Source organism: Dinghuibacter sp., from assembly GCF_035492835.1.
Taxonomy (GTDB): Bacteria; Bacteroidota; Bacteroidia; order Chitinophagales; family Chitinophagaceae; genus Dinghuibacter.
The window spans coordinates 1-18,086 of record NZ_DATJIY010000071.1; the positions used below are offsets into that span (position 1 = coordinate 1).

Here is an 18,086-nt window from a genome sequence, read left to right on the forward strand (position 1 = left end):
TCAGTGGCAGATCCTCGATCGAGAAGTCGCCATTGCTTTGCGTCTCGCCGCCCTTGAGCAAGACGTTCTTGCCGCCCGCGGGAGCGCCCGGGGCGCCTTTCCCATCCGCCGCGCCCTTCGCGGCCGGGCCGAGCACCAGCACGGATACGTGGGCGATACCGTGGCCGGTGGAGTCCACGATCTTACCATACAGACGGCCGGTCGCGCCCGTGCCGCCGGGGCCCGGCCGGTCGCCAGGAGGCGGCCCCTGGGCGAACGCGGCACAAAAGGATAACAGCGCAAAAAGGAGGAACAAATATTTCATTCCCCAAAACTCGCCCATGACAACGAACGCCACGGGACGCGTGAGAAGAACCGGAAAAACACTGCGGTAAACGCCCAAAAAGGCGCGGACCCGGGGCGGGCTGGCGCGGAATCAAAAAACCTTCACCAGCTCCCCCGCAATCGCCGAGTCCCCCTTGTCCGAAGGGTGCAGCCCGTCATAGGTCATGTCCATCGCTTCCGGCGGATAGGGATAGTCGTCCGACGGGCTCCAGGGGATCTTCGTATACTCGGGGTAGCCGTAGTCCTTGTACGCGCCGGTCGCCGGGTCCTTCAGCCTTTTGAAACGCACCAGGTGCCGGAGGGCGAAACGGTGGTCGTGGTAAAGGTCGATGACGGTAAAATGCTCGCGGCGCCCGATGTCGCGGATGGCGTCGACCACCTGTTCCAGGGTCTGCCCCGCCTTGGGCTTATAGGAGCCGTAGGCGTTGTTATGCGCGTCGTTGATATAAACGAAATCGGTCCGTGGCATTGGCGTGATCAAGACGACCCGGGCGCTGTTGTTCAGGCTGCGGATCTTATTCACGATGACCCGAAAGGACCCATACACGGTGGTGTCGCCCGTGCCGCGCTCGTAGTCGGCCCACTTCCCGACCCGGTCTCCGCTCCACCAGTCATTGGTCCCCAGGAAAACGGTATACACATCCGCCTCCGGGATGCCCAGCTTGTCGATGGCCCGGGCGATCCCCCGCGACGTCCAGCCGTTGTGCCCCTGGTTGACGTATTGTACGTTCGGCAGGAGTTCGGTCACCCGGGACAGGTAACCCTTTTTCAGGCGGCCGCCGGTTTCGTCGGTATGGTCGTTGAGGTACGTGATCGAGTCGCCGATGGCTACCCAGCGGATGGGAGGTTTGATAAAGGACGTGAGCAGGGCCGCGGCGCCGAGTACGATCATCTTACGCATAGATCTGTTTCAAGCAAATCTATGGCTTGGCGGCCAATTTACCAGCCCATTCCGTAATGAGCGCCCAGGTCGTCCGGTCGCTGTCGAAGACCGTGTTCAACCCCTGTTCCTCACCCGGTGGGTCGCCCATCCAGGCATCCCCCTGCTTCCAGAAGACCTGGCCGGGGATCGGCCTGGCGATCCCGCCAAAAGCCCAGAAGTTGCACCCGGCCAATACCTTCTCGGAAAGACACCGTTGGAATATATAGGCATAGAATGCATCCCTCAATCGGGTCGGAGCCGACGGGCTGAACCTTTGCAAATCCCTTGGAAGACCGAATTCCTCGATCACCATCGGCTTTTGCAGCCGGGCCGCCACGGGCAGGTGCTCGTCGATATAGGCGGCGGCCTTTACCATGACGTTATCCCAGCTTTTGAAGATCGAGGTATCCTGGAAGAAACCGAAATTCTTGGGCCAGATGTGGATGGTCAGATAGTCAACGGCGGGTGCCGCGTGGATCTGCTCGAACAGCGGCATGCTCTCGGTGCTGGCGACGCCCTCCGTTCCAACCGTGACGAGGTGATTCGGGTCGAGCGACTTGATATAAGCCGCGACGCCGGTTATCCACGCCCGGTAGGCGCCGTTGGCAACGGGACGCATCGGCCGGGGCTCGTTCCCTATCTCCCAGGCCATGATAGCCGGGTCCTCCGTGTAAGGTTGATGCGTGATCGTATTCACCCGTGAAATTATCGTCTTTGCCTGGAGCGCGTACCCGTCTTTACAACCCTGGCAGGTATAGAATTGCCGTACATAGTCCCGCTGGCGGTCCCAGCTGAGCTTTGGCTTTATACTGTCCGCCGGCAGCAAACCCTGCCAGTTCAGGTATTGCAGAAAGCCGCCGCTCCATTCCCAATTGTTGCTGAGGTAGAGGACCGCTTTCATGTGGCGCTTACCCATCTCGGTAAGAAGGAAGTCCAGGCCGCGGAGGACCTTTTCGTCGAACACGCCCTCCCGGGGCTGTACCGGCGGCCCGACCCGTTCCCGGCCGCTGAGCAAGCCCGCGCCTTCCGCCGCCGCCAGCACGCGGAGGTTGGTCACGCCCTTGGACACCAGGAAATCCAGCTCCCGTTTGACCCGGGCCTTGCCGGTCTCGTTCACCGCAATCAAGGGACCGTACCAGTAATTGGCGCCGATATAGTGATACGGCTTGCCCTCCAGGCTGAACGAAACCCCGTTGGTCGTGACGAAGGACGACGGCGCTTTCGATACAGCCGCGCCGTACCCATTGTTGGACAACGTAGGAATGGTATCAGCCAAAACGCCCGCGTCGAGACCGGTGACGCTGTCCTGCTCCAGCAGCTTACCGCGGACCCGCGCCTCCCGGATGCGCACGTCCGACCCGTTGTGGAGGTCGAGGACGGCGCCCGACGCCGCGCTGCCGTCGAGCCCGTCGATCGTGAGCCCCTGGAAATGGCGGCATTCCAGGGCGGAAGTGAAGAAGGCGGGCATATCCGTCCCCCAGCTGACGGACAGGTCCCTGAAGTCGAGGCCATCCACGTATTGCGCGTATATCGCGGGTATGTCATGGGCAAAGATCGACTGGGCGGGGTCGTTACTCGGACGCAGGTCGAAGTTGCCGCCATAATGATCCGTCAGCGGACCGCGTTGCAGGCGCAACGATACCCTGTCAAAACGGATATCGGTCAGCCGGCTCTGAGGCGAGCCATACAAGACGACGCCTTCTTCTCCAGTGGCGATGATGTTGGAGAACCGGACGTGCCGGATAGCCCCCACCGTTTTTGAACCCAGGGCCGGGAGAGCCGATATGTGGATCGGCTCTCCGTGCCCCCACCACTGTCCCGGGTAAAGCCTGGTGTCGATGATCATATTGGAAAAGACCATATTCTCCAGGTCTCCCTGTTGACGTTGGAAGATACCGATACCCCGGTTCGAGCCGTAGATCCTGACGTTGTCAAACAACAGGTTCCCCGAATTATCGCCGTTGAAGGCGTTGTAGCCAATCCTGATGCCGCTGGAACGGGAGTTGAGTATACAGTTCGTCACGGTCAGGTTGCTGGTGCTGATCACGGCGATGCCGTCGTCTCCTGCGTGTATGTCGCAGTCCGAAATCACCACGTTCCGCGAATCGTACATGTCGATGCCGTCGCTGTTAGGGACGGACATATTGTTCTTGATGGAAATCCCCATCACCTTGGCGTCGTCACAGGCCATCAGGTTCATCGACCAGTCGGCGGCGTTGCGGATGGTGATGTCGCGGACCGTAACCTTTTTGCAAAAGGAGAACATGACCTCCACGCCCGGCCGGTCGCCATATACGCCCTTCCACATCACCGGCGCCTCGGACTTGTCTATCGACGCATCCATGTACGCCGCGCCCTGACGAGCGTACCGCGCGTCGTCGGCGCCTTCCTGCTGGACGCTGTCCATCAGGAGAGAGGCTTCCGGCCGCCCGTCGATCGTCCCGGTACCGGTAATGGATACGTTCTCGGCGTGGTCGGCATAGACGATCCCCAGCTTGTTCCCCGCGCCATAACCCGAAAAGCCCAGGTCTTTTTGCAACAGATAGTCCTCCATCCTGTCCGACCCCAGCAACACGGCGCCGGGGCTCAGGTAAAGGTTGACGTTGCTGTACAACCGGAAAGACCCGGTGACGAAGGTCCCCGCCGGCACATACACCGTCCCGCCCCCGGCCGCCACGCACGCGGCGATGGCTTTATTGATCGATGCGGTGGCAGGCGTGGCGCCGTTGCCTTTGGCGCCATAGCGCGTGATATCGAAAACCTGTTGTCCGTAGCAAGGCCGGCTGACCAGCGCCAGCGCCAGGCAGGCCCAGCCGATCATAAACCTTTTCGCTCTCATTTGATGGGCACCATTCTAAAGTTACAAATGGAAAAATCGCTTTGGCTGGGGTTGGCGTCCTTGAGCATGAACTCCATGATGATGGGATTGCTAAAGGTGAACCCGGCGAGGTTCCCCCAACCAGCCAATGGAACGGTAAAGGTTTCCCACTTCCCGTGGGTGGTAAAGGGGAAAGTGCCGGTTCCGCTGGGATCATAAAAATATTCTTTGAAGTTGCCGCTGTTGAAACACATATAGAGATCCAGCGGCAGGGCCGGGAGGGTATTGGGCGTGTATAGCTCGAACTTCAACGCATAGTTGACGTATTGGGTGGGGTCCGCTACCAGGGCGGCCGGCATCGCGCAGTTATTGCTGCAGAACGGGTCCCATGCCCAACCGCCCTGCCAGGACTTGGCCACGTGAAAATAAGGGCCGTTGATGGGCGCGGGAACGGGTCCGCTCGACAGGTATGAGGTGCCGTTCCAGCCGTTGAAGTTTTTCATGTCGAACAGGAAGTTCCGGTTGTCCATGTACCAGGCCGTACTCGTCAGGTCTATGTTCAGGATGGCGCCCTTGAGCTCGACGGGTCCCGGCTGGGCGCCCGCGGGCACGATCACGTTCAGGGCCGTGGCGGTCCCGCTGATGACGTTTGCGGACACGCCACCCGTAAAGGTCACCGTGGTGGACGTCGTATCCAGGTCGTACAGGTCGAAGTTCTGACCGGTGAGGGTCAGCGTATCGCCTATCGGGGTGTACTCGTTGAACATCCCCGCGAGCTGGAGGTCGGGGATCAGGACGGTGAAACTGAAGGTCGCCGTCCCGGTCTTGGTCGTAACGGTTACGGTGTTGGTTACATGCTGGGGGATGGACCTCGGCACCTGCACGGTGACGGAGGTATCGGAGGCATAAAATCCCTGCGGCGACACCGACTGGTCGTTGAACGAAACCGATTGGGCCGACCCCAGATTATTGCCGTATATGATGACCCATTGGGTAAAGCTGGCGGTATCGATGCTGGCCGCGTCGAGGGGTTGGGCAACCCGGGTGATGCTGGGCGGCCCGTAGGTCACCGTGTCGTTCTTCTTACAGGATATCCCGCAAAGAAGTCCCAGTAAAATATATCGTTGGATGCGCATGATGATCGTTTTTTAATAGTTACCACCCGGGGTTGTTGCCTCCCAGGGAGGGGTTTGCATTGATTTCATCCGTGGAGATGGGGAACAGCAGGTTCCTGCTGGCCCGTACCTTGCTTACCTGGTCGTTGCCCTGCTGAACCACGCCCAGCTTGTTCATCACCTGGAGATAGACGCCCCACCGCAGCAGGTCGTAGCGCCGTTGGGACTCGAACGTCAGCTCCCGGCCCCGCTCCTCGAACACGAACGAACGGAACTGCTGTTGGTTCATCCCCGTGGGCGCGGCGGACGCATGGCTTCGGGTGCGCACCATGTTCAAGTACAGGTAGGCGTCCGCAGTGGGACCATTTACCTCGTTCTCCGCTTCCGCGAAACCCAGCAACACCTCCGTATACCGCAGCATCGGGATATCGTTGTCGGAGTTGGCGGTACCGGGGTTGGTGACATAGCTGTACTTCATGGAATAGGCCCTGTCGTAATACGTGGCGTTGAAGATAAAGGCGCAGGTATCGGTATTGCATTTGTACAGCGCGGTGTCCTGCTGGGGATACAGGATAAAGTTGGTGTATTGCGGCTGACCGTAGTCCACGATATATTGATGGGCTACGCCGTAAAGGATGCGGTCGTCGTCATGCTCATAGTCGTTGTAGTGGTTGTCCGTCATCCAAACGGCCCCAACGCCGCTGCGATCCGGCTGCGCACAGTTGAAATAGTAGTACAAATCCGTTTCGAGGCTGTTGTTCCCAGCCAGCGCCTGGATCTCCCACATGTTCTCGCCGACGTTCCGGTTGGCGATCTGGAAGGCGTCCATAAAATTGGGAAACAGCTTGTACAAACCGCTGTTGACGACCTTCAATTCCATCGTCCGGGCCGAATCGAAACAGGCCCGGCTGTCAAAACCCTCGTAGCCCGCCACGACGTCCTTGTTGTATGTGTACTGCCCATTATCGGGGCCGCCGCGTACGGTTAGCGTGGCGCCCGCCAGCGAACCCGCGCCCATGGTCAGGTACGCCTTGGCGAGGAATGCCTCGGCCACCCCCTTGTTGACCCTCCCCACTTCGCCGGAGCGGGAATCACCGGCGGGATAGAGGAGGCTGTCCGCCCTTTTAAAATCAGAAGTAATGACCGCGAACACGTCCGCCACGGGGGACTTCGGCATATCCGCCCTGTCTCCCGAAGCCACGGTATGGAGGTGGATGGGGACCTGGCCGTAGATCCGGACGAGGTCGAAGTAGGCCCAGCCGCGGAGGAACGACGTTTCCCCGATCAGCCGGTTCTTCTCCCCGTCGTCCATGCTGGCGCCCCCGATGTTCTCCAGCACGGCATTGGCGCGGCTGATCATCAGGTAGTGGTCTGCCCAGATGTTGTTGATCCCCCAGAAACCGGAAGGGTTACCGGCCCCGATGTTGCCCAGGAACCAGTCGGCCCCGTCCGCGTGATCGCAGTCCAGGTCGATGAGCCAATAGGACTGGTACATCAGCCCCCAGCCCCAGAAAGCGGCATACACCCCGTTGACGGCGGCCACCGCATCCGCCTCGTCCTTGTAGAAGTTGGCCGGCGAAATAAAGCTGTACGGGGTTTCGGTCAGCGCCTTGTTGCAAGACGGTCCGCCCAACAGGGCGCAACCGGCGAACAGCGCAAATATTATTTTTTTCATATCGCTAAAACGATTGAGATATTAGAAAATGCATTGCACGCCCAGGGTATAGGTGCGCGCGCTGGGATAGCCGCCCATATCCACGCCCCGGCGGGAGGGATCGTTGCCATAACCGTTGATGTCCGGGTCGTAGCCGGTGTATTTGGTAACGGTGATCAGGTTGCTCCCGCTCAGGGTCACCCTCAATGTTTGGATGAGCCGCGTCTTTACGCGTACGTCATACCCCAGGGTCACGTTTTTGAGCCGCAGGTACGAGCCGTCCTCGATAAAGCGCCGGGTGAACTTGAACGCCCTCCAGTACTGCTGTTCCGCCTTCGGATCGGTGGCATGGTCCCAGTTGGCGAAGGTCCACCGGTTGTCCCACATGCTCTGCGTGACATTGTTGAAACCGCCGATGTTCGAAAGGTAGTACGTGTTCATGTTGATGATGTCGTTCCCGTACACCCCCTGGAAAAGGATATTCAGCGTAAAATTCCTGTAGCTGAAATTATTGCTGAAACCATACGTGAATTTGGGGTTCACGTCCCCGATAAAGTTCTGGTCGTTCGCAGTGATCACGCCGTCGTGGTTCAGGTCCGCATACCGTATCTCGCCCACCGTCCGTTTGATAATGGCATCGCCCTGGCCCGCCATGACCGGGTCACCGCGGACCTCGGCCTCGTTCTTATAGATACCCTGCTCGACGTATCCGTACAGCGCGCCGATCGGATGTCCGACCTTCTCGATAAACGGCTGGTCCCCGTTGGTGTTGATCCGGGTGGCAAACTGGTGGTCCACGCCGTCACCGAGGCTGACGATCTTGTTGCGGTTGAAGGAAATGTTTCCCGACAGGTTCCAGCTGAAATCCCTGGTCGTTATCGGGGAAGCGCCCACCGTCAGCTCCAGGCCTTTGTTGTCGATCTCGCCGGTATTGACCAGCTGGGTGGTAAACCCGGTGCTGGGCGGTATGGTGATGTTCTGGAGCAGGTTGTGCGTCCGTTTGTAATACAGGTCCCCGTGGAAGGTGATTATCCTGTTAAGCAGGTTAAAGTCGAGACCGGCGTCATACTGATCGGTCGTCTCCCAGATCAGGTTTACGTTACCTGGCCCGGCATATTGGTTGTCCGCGTATCCGTTGGCCAGCGTGCCGTTGAAGGCATAGGGGAAGGGGATCAGCTGGTCCTGCGTCTGGTAGGGATTGATGGCCTGATTGCCCGTTTTGCCATAGCTGAGGCGAAGCTTTACGTCCGTAACGGCTGAATGCACCATCTGCATGAAGCGTTCGTTGGATACCTTCCAGGCAAAGGCGCCGGAGGGGAAGAACGACCACCGGTTATGCGGGGCGAACTTGCTGGTCCCGTCCTCACGGAACGACACCGTGAAGAGATACCTGTCCAGCCAGTTGTCCGTTACCCGGCCGATAAACGAAGCCAGGTCGCTTTTACCTTTATTGCTTTGGGGCTGGGTATAGTTCTGGCCTCCGGCCATGTTATTGTCCTGGAGCAGGTCATTGACGAAGTCGCTTGCCGTCTGGCTTTTCGTGCTGTACTGGTCGTCTTCGTACGTAAACCCGGCCGTGGCGTTCAGCGCGTGTTTGCCCAGCGTTTTTGTATACCCCAGGACGCTTTCGGCGGTGATGGAGTTGTACCATCCCTGGGCCTGATAGGCCAGCCCCTTCTGGGACAGCCCTTCATAGGTCGTCCGCGGATAATATTGCTCGCGTTGGTTGTTGAAATAGCTGACCCCGATGTTCTCCCGGAATGTCAAACCGGGCAGGATCGTCGCCTCCAGATAGTTGGACGAAAACACCTGGGAGATCAGCACCTGGTTCTTGACGCTGTGGACGTACACATAAGGGTTGGATATTTCCGTAGCGGCCGTGAAGTCATGGGTGGTCGAGTCATACACCGATGCCGTGGGCGCGAAGGCCAAGGCGGCCTTGACGACGCCGACACCGCCGCTCAAATCTTCGTTGTTGGTCTTGACCATCTGGTTGGTGGACCGGTTGAAGCTGGTGTTGGAGCCGACGACCAGCCATTTCTTTACGTTCCGGCTGAGGTTGGCCCGGATGCCGTACTGGCGGTACCGGGAGGCGGCGATGACGCCCGTCTGGTCCAGGTAGCTCCCGCTGAGCAGGTAGCTGCCCTGTTCGCTGGCGCCCGAAAAGTTGAGGCTGTAGTTCCGGGTGATCCCCGTTTGGAAGATCGCCTTTTGCCAATCGGTGCTGTGCCCGATATAGTCCTTGGGGCCCGGGTAGTATACCATGGAGTCCGGGTTGGTCGGGGACATCTCCTTCACGCCGGGAAAGGGCAACGTGCGGGGCGTAGGCCCCGGTTCGAAATAATTGGCATTGCTGACCGCTTCATTTTGCATGGAGGCATAACCGTAGGCGTCCAGCATCTTTATTTCCCGGATCACGTGCGAGACGCTCGTGTTGAGGTTGAGCTCCACCTTGTCGGCGCCCATTTTTCCCTTTTTGGTCGTGATGAGCACGACGCCGTTGGCGCCCCGCGAACCGTAAATGGCCGTTGCCGAGGCGTCCTTCAGGAACGAAATGGATTCCACATCGGCCGGGTTGATAAAGGAGAGGGCGTTTATGGAAGCCTGCTCGCCGGTCACCCCCGAAGGAGGCGTGGCGCTGCTATTCTCCATGACATAGGGGATCCCGTCGATGACGATCAGCGGCTGCGACCCGGAGAGGAAGGAGTTGATACCCCGGACCTGGATGGTCAGCCCGGCGCCCGGCGCCCCGTCGCTTTGTGAAATGGCCACCCCTGCGACTTTCCCCTGGAGGGCGGAAACGATGTTGGTAGGTCCGCCCTTGACGAGGTCCTCGTTCCTGATCGTTTCTATGGAACCCGTCAGGTCTTTCCGCTTCACCGCCCCATACGCGATCACCACCACATCGTTCATGGCGACGGGCATCCGTTTCAGGACGATCCGGAAATCCGTCGTCGAGCCGATAGACACTTCCCGGGTTTCCATACCGATGGAGGAGAATACCAGCTTCCCGGAAGTCAACCCGTCGGGCAATACCAGGCTAAATGCGCCGTCCTTGTCCGTTGTGGTGCCGATCGTCCTTCCCCTGACGGTCACCGAAACGCCCGAGAGCGGGGCGCCCGCGGTATCGGTGACCGTTCCCCGGAGGGTCTGTTCCGGGGTGACGGCGACGGCCGAGGGCTGTATCGAAATAGCCCCGTCGGCGATGACATAATGGAACGGCTGGTCTTTCAGGCACTGGTCCAGCACGGCGCCGATCGACGCGTTCCTGGCGTCGATCGTTACCGGGGGACTCTTTTGAAAAAGGTTTTCGTTATAAACGACGGAGACGCCGGTTTGCCGGAATATTTCCCGGAAAACCTTTTGGACCGGGATGTTTTTGGCGACGATCGTAACCGTTTGGCTGTAGCCCCTGGCGCTGACCTGGAGACAGGCAGCAAGCAACAGGATGATCGTTAATTTCATGTACAGCAGCATTTTCGTTAGACACCTCCGGGCATAGGGGGGAGGCGTACAAAGAGGCATAAAATGCATAACTTTGTTCGAGTTTGGGTGAAACAATGGCAGTCTTGGAGATTGTAACATTGGGAGAGCCCAGGCTGTTCACCGGGAGTGGCTTCAACGCTTCCGGTTTTTCATGGGTGATCCCTGGCAAGCATTCCTTTTCCTACATAGCATTTATGATTGAGGGTTAACAATGAGTGTCCTGTTGTCCAGCCGGAACCGGACGCCGTTGGTCTCTAGCAGCCGCAACACCTGCGTAAGCTCCAGCTTACGGCTGATACCCCCGCCAAAGCGGGCCTGCTGCTCCTGGCCTTCGATACGGATGTCGACGTCGTACCAACGGCTGATTTGCCGCATAATCGTTTTAAGGTCCATGTTTTCAAATTCGAAATAGCCATTTTTCCAGGCCACCGCCTGCCCGACGTCGGCGGTTTGTACGGATGGGGCGGCGCCTTCCCGATCCAGCACGGCCTGCTCGCCGGGCCGAAGCACCTGGCTGAAGGCGTCTTTGGTCACCTTGACAGAGCCCTGGATCAGCGTGGTTTTTACGGCCCGTTCATCGCCGTACGCCATAATGTTGAAATGGGTCCCGAGCACCTCCACCGTCACGCCGTCCACGCGTACCTTGAAAGACTGGCGCGCGTTGGGCGCCACTTCGAAATAGGCCTCGCCTGTCATGTCGACGATCCGTTCGTTTCCGCGGAAGCCGGTGGGGAAGGTTAGCGAAGAGGAAGCATCCAGCCATACCCTGGTGCCGTCGGGCAGGACGAGCTGGTATTGGCCCCCCCGGGGGGTGCTTATGGTGTTGGACACGACGGCGTCGCTCGCCGGGGCGGCCTGGTACCGCAATTCCCCGCTGTCCTGCTTGACTATCCGGGTCGCACCCTGCGTGGCCAGGAGGCCGTCGTGGGCGCTGTCCAGGAGGATCGTGCGCCCCCCCGCCAACCGGAGGACGGCACGGTTCCCGCCAGGTGTGACCGGCGCCGCGGCGACGGACGGCGCTGGGGCCGAAACCACCGCCTTCCGGAGCGAATGCAGCCGGAAATAAACGCCGGCTCCTGCGATCAGGAGCACGGCCGCCGCTACCGAAATCAGTCGCGGGAGATGTCTCAAGGGTCGTAGTTCCCGGGCGCTGACCGCGCCCATCCATTTTTCATAGCCAGCCTCCCGGGCCAGGGGGTCGGGGGCGTCCGAAAAGGCGCCTTCCCTGGCCAGTTCATCCATGATGCGCTCGAACTCGGCGCGATAGGCAGTTTGTTCCAACGCGTCGAGGAGCTCTTGCTCCTCGGACGGTTGGATGGAGTCGGTTAGGTATTTTTCTATCAGGGAATTGAAATAAGCAAGGTCCATGACGGTAAAGACGCCTGCCGTTGGCGGTACACCCTCGAAAAATCCGGATTTTTTTTGGCGCTGTGTTTTAGGCGCCGTGGTCGCGGAGGTACTTGCGGATATTACTCAGCGCCTTGGTCAGTGTATTGCTCACCGTTTTTTTGGAAATACCCAGTTTTTGCGCGATTTCCTCGTGGCTGAGCCCCTGGTTGCGCGTCAGGTCGATAAACAGGTCCTGCGGCGGCGGCAGACGGAGGATCGCCTCCCGGACGAGGGCTTCCAATTCCTTCAGGTCCATCGGCTGGGACGCCAGGAAATCCGCCGGCAGGGAACGGCGATAACGATCATAGTGTAAAGCCCCCCTGTTCTTACGCCGGAGGGCGGTAACCACCTCGTTCCGGAGCATGATGAATATATAGGCGTTAAAGTCTGTTATCCCGGGAAGAGAATCCCTCTTTGCCCAAAGCTTCAGGAACACCTCCTGGGTGACGTCCTGAGCGGTCTCGGTGGATTTGAGGAAGGGCAAGGCCAGGTTGTACAGATCATCCCAATAGTGATCGTATATCCCCTTAAAAGCAGTCTTGTCTCCCCCGGCGATCTGCCGGAGAAGCCGTCTTTCATCCGCAATGGCGTCCATGGCAACCGAGCCTTCGTTTGGGCAAATATAGCTACATTCGTAGTCCATTTGCCTGTGTTATGAACCGCCTACTGCCCAGCCTCACGCTCCTGTGCCTGCTTTGCACGCTCACCGCGCGCGCCCAAAAGGATCCAGCCCAAAAGATACCCGACACCCTGATGGTCGACGCCAGCACCCGCGACCGGACGAGGGTCTACGCCAAGGCGGAGAAAGAGCCCGTATACCCCGGCGGGCCCCAGGCGTGGATCAGGGACCTGAAGGCGGCGCTGCGGCAGAACACGGCTTCGCTGGACGACGACGGGGTATCGTCGATGGGTACCTGCGAAATGCAGTTCGTCGTATATTATGACGGTACCACCGGCAACGTAAAGGCCCTTACGATGGAACAAAGCCGGCTGGCCCAGGTCCTGGCTGAATTTATCGATAAAACCAGCCACTGGACGCCCGCCCGCCAGAATGGGTTGTTGGTAAACGCCTATCTTAAAGTGCGGGTAAAATACCCGCAATAGGGCAATATTCGGGCTGACAGGGCGTTACACAGGTATGCGTACCCTACTCCTTGCCTTCCTCCTGACCACCCCTATCCCGCACCTCGTGGCGGGCAAAGCCCACAAAAAGGCCGCCAAAGACGCTTTCACCGTCGCCAAGGGCCACCTGCCCTGGCCGGTTCAGAAGGGTACCATCCTGTATCACTACGGCTCCAACCGTATCGACGACCGCGTCACTTTCTTCAGTCCGGGCATCACCATCAGCGCCGAACCCGGCGTGGCCGTTTGCGCCGTTTTTGACGGGGAAGTATCCTCCGTCACGATAGTGGACGGGAAAACAGTGTTGATCCTCCGCCATGGGAGTTATTTGACCTCCTATGGGAACCTGGCGTCCGTGGTAGTGGGCAAAGGCGACAAGGTCAAAAAAGGGACCGTCATCGGGCAGGTGGCCGACGAGGCCGACACCGATCCCGGGCAGCTCGACTTTATTCTCCTCAAAAATCAAAAGGGCCTCAACCCCGAATTATGGCTCACCAAAAAACCCCGGCAGAAGCCGGGGTCGAAGGAAACGAGCTCATCCCAAATCTAGAACCCGTCACTTTCCGTCGGGAAAGGCCTCGCCTTTGTGACAGGTGACGCAAGTGACGGTGAGTGAGCCGAAGGCCGGATGTTTCACCTTAAAATATTTCTTGTTGGTGGCCAGCGTCATCTTCATCATCGCCCGGGCAATCCGCTTCTCCGGTTTCGCGTCGCTGGCATAGTCGGTGCCCGTATGGCAGTATCCGCAAGCCACCCCCAGCCCGTCTTCGATCTCGTCGACCATGATGCGGTTGAGCGCCGCGGCGCCGATGTCCTTGGGGAGGACCTGGAGGTTGGTATAACGCTCGTCGGGCAGCGCCGCGCCGATGCAGGCAATCCCACCCGCCAGGGCCGCGATCCAGTAATATTTTTTCATACCGCTTCTACCTTGAGCGTTACCGAAAGCTCGTTGGCGATCGTACCGAACCCGCCAATACCGAAGTCCCGGCGGTTGATCTTGAAAGAACCGGTGAACAGCGTCCCCCGCGCGTCGCTGGTAGCGGTGAAGGGGAAACGGACGTCCATCGTATGGTTCTTGATAGACAGCTTGCCGTTGAACACAAAACCGTCACCGGAACGCGTCACCGAGGTAGACACCAGCCGGATGCGCGGCCAGTGTTGTACGTCGAAATAGTCTTCCCCTTTCAGGTGGCTATCCCTCAGCGAATTCCCGGTATGGACGCTGGCGGCGTCGATCGAAACGTCGAAGGACGCGGTCTGGGTTGATGCGGGATCGAAATGGATAGCCCCCTGGAGACCGCTGAAGGAACCGGTCACGTCGATCCCGAAATTGGCGATGGTAAAGGTGATCGAGGACCCCTGGTCCACGGGTTCGGATGCGCTGGCCACGAGCGTGGCGCACAGCAGGAATAACAGCGTATTCATGACAAAAGGGTATCGGTGACGGCCAGGGTATGGTTGTGCTCCACGTATTGTACGTTCGTCATGCCCAGCATTGACCGGAGCTTTTCGGTGGGGACCTTGAGCGGACCCGCGGAGGGCGCGCTTCCCGGCGCTGGCTGCGGGAAGGCGGTGGAGCAGGCCGTATGGAAGGTAATGTTGCCCTCTACCTTTTGGATGGTCTGGTGGATATGCCCGTTAAGCACCGACACCGACCCGAAGCGCTTCAGAAGCGCCAGCGCCTGTGCGCTGTCTTCGGTTCCCCAGCCCCAGTCGGGATATATCGCCCATAGCGGTATGTGCGCAAACAGGACGATCGGCGTGCTGGCGGAGAGACCTTGCAGGTCGTTCCGGAGCCACTGCAGCTGGTCGGCGCCAATACGGCCCAACCCTCCATCGACGTGGTCGCTGACGTTGTTGAGCCCGATAAAATGCACTCCGTGGTAGTCGTAGCTGTACGTGGATTTGCCAAAACGCTCCGCATACAGCTTACCGTTGTCCAGCATATCGTGCTCCCCGGGCACGTAAAAAATCTTTTCCGTCCTGACCCCCTTCAGCGACTGATCGAGCACGTCGAACTGATCGGCCTGCGCCAGGTGCGTCAGGTCCCCGGTATGCAACACAAAAGCCGGGCGCTCCTGCATGGCGTTGAGCTTGTCGATGGTGACCTGCAGCGTGCCGACCACGTCCGGGTTGGCGGGTTTGCTAAAGCCGATGTGGCTGTCGCTGATCTGGGCGAAGGTGAAATCAGCCTGTGGCAGTACAAGCCCCTGCCTTAGCTTACCGGTGGCGCGGTCGATCATCTGGCTCATGCCATAAGACCTCAGGACGCCGCCGGACATCATCCACAGTACGCCGGTGCCGGCCCACGCCATACATTCCAGGAAGCCCCGGCGGTCGATGCCGTCATGATTGTCTGTCATATCCTTTTCGGGTTTTGTACCGTAAAGGAACGCAGCGCTCATCGCCGGGCGCAATTATTTACACCATCCACCAGGAATCCTTGACGAAGGCGCCGCTAAGACGCCAGGGCCCCACCGGGGCCGCCGCCGAAAAAAGTGAAGCCCCCGACAAAAGGCGGGGGCGTTGGCTGAAAAAAGACACGAGAAAATGAGAAAAATATTTAACGGAGACGTTTGTATTCCTGAACCATCCCGTCGCCCGTGACCTCCAATACCAGGCGGTGCTCGGCATTCTCGACGGTGACGTAGTAAACCGGGTCCTGGTCGTTGCGTTCCAGTACGGAGGCAAAGCTCATCTTATACCCCTTGTACCAGGAGGCGATCTTTTCGGCGGTGTGGGCGGGCAGCCGGTCGGCCTTTACCTCGTGGAAGGCGCCGATCATGTTGCCATCCTTGTCATAAAAGGCATCCATCAAATCGCCGTTCCAAAAGAACAGGACCTCGTTATATCCCTGGTCGAAGCTCCAGATACCGGTGGCGCCTTTGAAGTCGGCGTTGAAGCTGGCGGCGGCCTTGGCGTTGAAGGCGTCGAGCGCGCCCTTGGTATCCTTTACATCCCTGACATCCTTTGCATCGAGGGTAGTCACCGCCGCCTTTGTATCGAAGTGCTTCAGGTCGTTGGAAGCGGCAGCCGTAAGGGCGGTGGTAGTGGCGAGAGCGGCAAGAGCGAAAAACTTTTTCATGGCTATACTTTTAAATGTTTTTGTTGTTGTGGTTTGTTGAAGTATACAATGCCAAAAAGTTGCCAGCTGTATTTTAAACCCACAACTTATTGAAAATCAACGAAGGCATTTTTTGACCGTCTGTAAAAGTTGTACAATACCGGACAGCGCCCGTCCATAACCGTACAAAACGCGGCCACGAACCGGCACGACGCTCGCCGGATTTCTGGTGCGGTTTCTGTATTTACTCTGGTATGGAAAAGAGAATCTTTGGCGTCATCCTGGCTTCGCTGGGCATCATCGGCCTCGTCGTGGCGGCCATCCTATTCATGAATGGGGGCGGTGGACCGCACCACACCCGCAGCCTGATTGTTTTTATCCTGCTGGGACTTATATTTTTCTTCTCGGGTATAGCGCTTGTCAAGAACACGACCGACAAGCCTACCTGACAGGGCGGCCCCGTCGACGAGCCACCGGGTGCCCGCCGCGGCCTCGGGAATCCCGGATTTTTGCTCTATATTCAGCCATTATGAAAAAACTGCTGCTCTCACTGCTGGCGCTTTCGCCACTGGCGCTCTTTGCCCAGGAACCCGTCGATACCACCGCCTTTCGCATGATCCGGGACGCCGAGATGACGGACTCGCATATCCCCGATATCGCCTATCACATCACCGACGCCTCGGGCTCGCGGCTGACGAACTCGCCGGGTTATTTCAGGGCCGCCAACTGGGCGGTCGCCGAGATGAAGGGCTGGGGTATGCAGCATACGGCGCTGGAGCCCTGGGGTGAATACGGCCGGGGCTGGGAGATCGAGGATTTTCATATCGGGATGAAAGCGCCCTATGCGGGATATATCCTCGGTTACCCGTTACCGTGGAGCAACAACACCAATGGCGAAATCCACGCCCCGGTTTTTTTGATGACGCAGAGTCAGCTGATGGATTCGGCCTGGCTGATACAACACGCGGCCGACATGAAGGGGAAGATCGTATTGATCGCGGCGCCGAATGACAAGCACGCCTTCGACGACACCAAACCATATGCCACCCGCTATACCGACAGCGAGCTCGTGAAACTACCGGATGACTATATGCTCACACGGGATATGCTCCTAGGCTATTTAAAACCCGTCGCGCAACAGGAGAGGAACCGGCTCCGGCTGAAGGCCAACGGCGCCCTCGCGGTGATCTATGCCGGCGGCAATAAACAGGACGGAACCGTAGGCGTTCAAAGTTTCCGGAACTATAAAGTGGGCACCCCGCTCTTCCTCCCTGAAGCCAACATCTCCACCGAGGACGGTTTTAAGCTCAAACGGCTCATCAACGAAGGAAAAACGGTGGAGCTCACCCTCGACATCCAGGCCAGGTTTAACAGCGACGACACCCGGGGTTATAACGTCGTGGGAGAGATACCCGGAACCGACCCCAGCCTCAAGGCGCAGCTGGTGATGCTGGGTGGACACCTCGACTCCTGGTCGGCCGCCACCGGCGCTACCGACAACGGCGCGGGCAGCATAGTCATGCTCGAGGCCGTACGCCTCCTGGACTCCCTTCACCTCCGACCCAAACGTACCATCCGGATCGCGCTCTGGGGCGGTGAAGAACAAGGCCTGCTCGGCTCCTATCACTATGTCCTGAACCACTTCGGCAACGCCGAAACCAGCCAGTTCAAACCCGAACGCGACCTCGTGAGCGCCTACTTCAACCTCGACAACGGTACCGGTCGCATCCGCGGCATCTATGCCCAAAACAACAAAGCCATCCAGCCGATATTCCAGGCGTGGCTCGCCCCCTTTGCCGACCTCGACGCCAGCACCGTCACGCTCAGCAATACCGGCTCCACCGACCACCTCTCCTTCGACTGGGTCGGCATTCCCGGTTTCCAGTTCATCCAGGACCCCCTCGACTACGAGACCAAGACTCACCATACGAATATGGATACCTACGACTACCTCCGTATCGACGACCTCAAACAGGCCGCCGTGATCGTAGCGTCCTTTATCTACCAAGCCAGCGTCCGCCCCGACATGCTGCCGCGTAAACCGGTCGTGAAAGAGACTTTCGTGTTCGACGGATTCTAAAATCTCCGGTCCTTGCGCGCTTTCTCGTTCCCTTGCGCGCTTCGGTTGCCGGCTGTACGGAGGGGTGTGGTGCCTCTTTTTTCCCTGTTTTGCTGTGTGTCACAGCAAAACA

The 18,086-nt window shown here is 58.8% G+C and carries 15 protein-coding genes and 1 pseudogene; 4 read left to right on the forward strand and 12 right to left on the reverse strand.

What is annotated here, in order from left to right:
- From VL547_RS07025 to VL547_RS07060, 8 genes and pseudogenes are all read right to left on the reverse strand, one after another.
- A pseudogene (locus VL547_RS07025) lies at window positions 1-304 on the reverse strand (hypothetical protein); the annotation flags it as partial.
- A 111-nt stretch (window positions 305-415) separates the two neighbouring features.
- Window positions 416-1,225, reverse strand: coding sequence for an SGNH/GDSL hydrolase family protein (locus tag VL547_RS07030; RefSeq protein WP_325576684.1), 810 nt, complete (start codon window positions 1,223-1,225; stop codon window positions 416-418).
- Between the two features lie 19 nt (window positions 1,226-1,244).
- The gene (locus VL547_RS07035) at window positions 1,245-4,085 is read right to left on the reverse strand and encodes a glycosyl hydrolase family 28 protein (protein WP_325576686.1); all 2,841 of its coding nucleotides are present in this window, start codon (window positions 4,083-4,085) and stop codon (window positions 1,245-1,247) included.
- Window positions 4,082-5,200 carry a glycan-binding surface protein gene (locus tag VL547_RS07040; RefSeq protein ID WP_325576688.1) on the reverse strand — a complete coding sequence of 373 codons (1,119 nt, stop codon included), beginning with the start codon at window positions 5,198-5,200 and terminating at the stop codon, window positions 4,082-4,084. The genes VL547_RS07035 and VL547_RS07040 overlap by 4 nt, the downstream gene beginning before the upstream one ends.
- A gap of 19 nt (window positions 5,201-5,219) precedes the next feature.
- Entirely contained in the window at window positions 5,220-6,854 is a 1,635-nt protein-coding gene (locus VL547_RS07045) for a RagB/SusD family nutrient uptake outer membrane protein (RefSeq protein ID WP_325576690.1), read from the reverse strand.
- Window positions 6,855-6,875: 21 nt separating this feature from the next.
- Entirely contained in the window at window positions 6,876-10,298 is a 3,423-nt protein-coding gene (locus tag VL547_RS07050; protein WP_325576692.1) for a TonB-dependent receptor, read from the reverse strand.
- 213 nt (window positions 10,299-10,511) lie between these two features.
- Window positions 10,512-11,687, reverse strand: coding sequence for a FecR family protein (locus VL547_RS07055; protein WP_325576694.1), 1,176 nt, complete (start codon window positions 11,685-11,687; stop codon window positions 10,512-10,514).
- Between the two features lie 67 nt (window positions 11,688-11,754).
- Entirely contained in the window at window positions 11,755-12,351 is a 597-nt protein-coding gene (locus VL547_RS07060) for an RNA polymerase sigma-70 factor (RefSeq protein ID WP_325576696.1), read from the reverse strand.
- A gap of 11 nt (window positions 12,352-12,362) precedes the next feature.
- Here VL547_RS07060 and VL547_RS07065 point away from each other — a divergent pair, with 11 nt between their 5' ends.
- On the forward strand, window positions 12,363-12,812 hold the full coding sequence (locus tag VL547_RS07065; protein WP_325576698.1) for a hypothetical protein: 450 nt from the start codon (window positions 12,363-12,365) through the stop codon (window positions 12,810-12,812).
- A 34-nt stretch (window positions 12,813-12,846) separates the two neighbouring features.
- A complete protein-coding gene (locus VL547_RS07070) occupies window positions 12,847-13,380 on the forward strand; it encodes a murein hydrolase activator EnvC family protein (RefSeq protein ID WP_325576700.1) in 534 nt (177 codons plus the stop codon).
- Window positions 13,381-13,386: 6 nt separating this feature from the next.
- On the opposite strand, the gene VL547_RS07075 is transcribed toward VL547_RS07070, so the two are convergent.
- From VL547_RS07075 to VL547_RS07090, 4 genes are all read right to left on the reverse strand, one after another.
- Complete coding sequence (locus VL547_RS07075; RefSeq protein WP_325576702.1) at window positions 13,387-13,746, reverse strand: c-type cytochrome; 360 nt, start codon at window positions 13,744-13,746, stop codon at window positions 13,387-13,389.
- A complete protein-coding gene (locus VL547_RS07080; RefSeq protein WP_325576704.1) occupies window positions 13,743-14,255 on the reverse strand; it encodes a YceI family protein in 513 nt (170 codons plus the stop codon). The genes VL547_RS07075 and VL547_RS07080 overlap by 4 nt, the downstream gene beginning before the upstream one ends.
- Complete coding sequence (locus VL547_RS07085; RefSeq protein ID WP_325576705.1) at window positions 14,252-15,193, reverse strand: metallophosphoesterase family protein; 942 nt, start codon at window positions 15,191-15,193, stop codon at window positions 14,252-14,254. The genes VL547_RS07080 and VL547_RS07085 overlap by 4 nt, the downstream gene beginning before the upstream one ends.
- Before the next feature lie 200 nt (window positions 15,194-15,393).
- Window positions 15,394-15,915 carry a hypothetical protein gene (locus VL547_RS07090; RefSeq protein WP_325576707.1) on the reverse strand — a complete coding sequence of 174 codons (522 nt, stop codon included), beginning with the start codon at window positions 15,913-15,915 and terminating at the stop codon, window positions 15,394-15,396.
- 233 nt (window positions 15,916-16,148) lie between these two features.
- Here VL547_RS07090 and VL547_RS07095 point away from each other — a divergent pair, with 233 nt between their 5' ends.
- Together VL547_RS07095 and VL547_RS07100 are read left to right on the forward strand one after the other, a co-directional pair.
- On the forward strand, window positions 16,149-16,343 hold the full coding sequence (locus VL547_RS07095) for a hypothetical protein (RefSeq protein ID WP_325576709.1): 195 nt from the start codon (window positions 16,149-16,151) through the stop codon (window positions 16,341-16,343).
- An 80-nt stretch (window positions 16,344-16,423) separates the two neighbouring features.
- On the forward strand, window positions 16,424-17,974 hold the full coding sequence (locus VL547_RS07100; protein WP_325576711.1) for a M20/M25/M40 family metallo-hydrolase: 1,551 nt from the start codon (window positions 16,424-16,426) through the stop codon (window positions 17,972-17,974).
- Window positions 17,975-18,086: the final 112 nt, after the last annotated feature.